Consider the following 2,490-nt stretch of genomic DNA (forward strand, 5'->3'; position numbering starts at 1 on the left):
ATTAGCCAATGTGGTTCACTTTGCACTTTTTCGTGTGCTTTGCGATTTTATTGTTGCTTTGCAATAAATTCCAAGATTTAATAAAATAATGCAAAGTGATGATTAAAGGATGTTCAGTATGGGACTCATGGATACACTCAACCAGTGCATAAGTGCTGGTCATGAAATGACGAAAGCAATCGCCATTGCACAGTTTAATGATGACAGTCCGGAAGCCCGGAAAATAACACGTCGCTGGAGGATTGGTGAAGCGGCAGATTTAGTTGGCGTGTCATCTCAGGCTATCAGGGATGCCGAGAAAGCTGGCCGGCTGCCGCACCCTGATATGGAAACCCGTGGGAGAGTTGAGCAACGCGTTGGTTATACCATCGAACAAATCAATCACATGCGGGATGTATTTGGTACACGACTGCGCCGTGCTGAAGATGCGTTTCCGCCGGTGATTGGCGTTGCAGCTCACAAAGGTGGTGTTTACAAAACCTCAGTATCCGTTCACCTGGCTCAGGATCTTGCTCTGAAAGGACTCCGTGTTCTGCTTGTTGAAGGCAATGACCCACAGGGAACTGCTTCTATGTATCACGGATGGGTGCCCGATCTTCATATTCATGCTGAGGACACTCTCCTGCCCTTTTATCTTGGGGAAAAGGATGACGCCAGCTACGCTATAAAGCCCACCTGCTGGCCTGGCCTTGATATCATCCCGTCCTGTCTGGCACTGCACCGCATTGAAACCGAGCTGATGGGGAAATTTGACGAAGGCAAATTACCTGCTGACCCGCACCTGATGCTCCGTCTGGCCATTGAAACTGTCGCTCATGATTATGACGTGATAGTTATCGACAGTGCACCCAACCTTGGTATCGGTACGATAAATGTTGTATGCGCTGCTGATGTTCTGATTGTCCCTACTCCGGCAGAGCTGTTCGACTACACCTCCGCACTACAGTTTTTCGATATGCTTCGTGACCTGCTTAAGAACGTGGATCTTAAAGGCTTCGAGCCAGATGTCCGTATTCTGCTTACCAAATACAGTAATAATAATGGCTCACAGTCCCCGTGGATGGAAGAACAAATTCGGGATGCCTGGGGAAGCATGGTCCTTAAAAATGTTGTGCGCGAAACGGATGAAGTCGGTAAAGGTCAGATCCGTATGAGAACCGTTTTTGAACAGGCTATTGATCAACGTTCTTCAACCGGTGCCTGGCGTAATGCCCTCTCTATCTGGGAGCCTGTTTGCAATGAGATTTTTGATCGTCTGATTAAACCACGCTGGGAGATTAGATAATGAAGCGTGCTCCTGTCATTCCAAGACATACCACACATACTCAATCGACTGAAGATACTTCATCACCGGCGCCGGCCGCGCCGATGGTGGATTCATTAATTGCGCGCGTGGGTGCTATGGCCCGCGGTAATGCAATCTCTCTTCCGGTATGTGGACGGGAAGTAAAATTTACCCTTGAGGTGCTCCGGGGAGACTCTGTTGAGAGCGCTTCACGCGTATGGTCAGGCAATGAGCGCGATCAGGAACTACTTACCGAAGATGCTCTGGATGATCTCATTCCTTCATTTTTACTGACCGGTCAGCAGACTCCAGCTTTCGGCCGCCGGGTTTCTGATGTCATAGAAATTGCCGACGGCAGCCGTCGCCGTAAAGCCGCAATCCTGACGGAAAGTGATTATCGCGTTCTGGTTGGTGAACTGGACGATGAGCAGATGGCTGCATTGTCCCGACTGGGTAACGATTATCGGCCGACGAGTGCTTATGAACGTGGCCTGCGTTATACAAGCCGGCTGCAGAATGAGTTTGCAGGAAATATTTCTGCGCTTGCCGATGCGGAAAACATCTCTCGTAAGATCATTACCCGCTGTATCAATACGGCCAAATTGCCTAAATCCGTTGTTGCCCTGTTTGCACATCCTGGAGAACTGTCTGCCCGGTCAGGTGAAGCCCTTCAGAAGGCTTTTGCAGATAAAGAAGAATTACTGAAGCAGCAGGCTGAGACTCTCCACGATCAGAAGAAAGCGGGACTAATCTTTGAAGCTGAAGAGGTCATTAGTCTTTTAACATCCGTACTGAAACAATCTCCCGCATCAAGAGTTAATCTGAGCTCACGTCATCAGTTTGCTCCAGGGGCAACAGCATTGTATAAGGGCGATAAAATGGTGCTTAACCTGGATAGGTCCCGCATTCCTGCGGAGTGTATAGAGAAAATAGAAGCCATTCTTAAGGAGCTTGAGAAACCAGGAGTCTGATGCGGACACGCTTTAGTCTACGGTGATCTCCCTTTACTTCATTTCCTTTCTCACAGGCCAGAAAACATAACTGGCCTGAATATTCTCTCTGGGACCACGGTCCCANCTGTATCGCCGNTCAGGTTATCTNCCTGGGACCACGGTCCCANCTGTATCGCCGNTCAGGTTATCTNCCTGGGACCACGGTCCCANCTGNNTCGNCGGTCAGNTTATCTGCCTGGGACCACGGTCCCA

Annotated in this window: 2 protein-coding genes; both read left to right on the forward strand. The window is 49.4% G+C overall.

Features of this window, described 5'->3' with window-relative positions:
* Positions 1 to 118 precede the first annotated feature (118 nt).
* The gene (gene sopA, locus VZP09_RS24640; RefSeq protein ID WP_000523812.1) at positions 119 to 1,285 is read left to right on the forward strand and encodes a plasmid-partitioning protein SopA; all 1,167 of its coding nucleotides are present in this window, start codon (positions 119 to 121) and stop codon (positions 1,283 to 1,285) included.
* Positions 1,285 to 2,256, forward strand: a complete 972-nt coding sequence (locus tag VZP09_RS24645; RefSeq protein ID WP_000817038.1) for a ParB/RepB/Spo0J family plasmid partition protein — start codon at positions 1,285 to 1,287, stop codon at positions 2,254 to 2,256. Before sopA ends, VZP09_RS24645 begins: the two co-directional genes overlap by 1 nt.
* Positions 2,257 to 2,490 lie beyond the last annotated feature (234 nt).

The sequence above is a fragment of the Klebsiella sp. EMBS2024 genome (genome assembly GCF_036233805.1).
GTDB lineage: Bacteria > Pseudomonadota > Gammaproteobacteria > Enterobacterales > Enterobacteriaceae > Klebsiella > Klebsiella pneumoniae.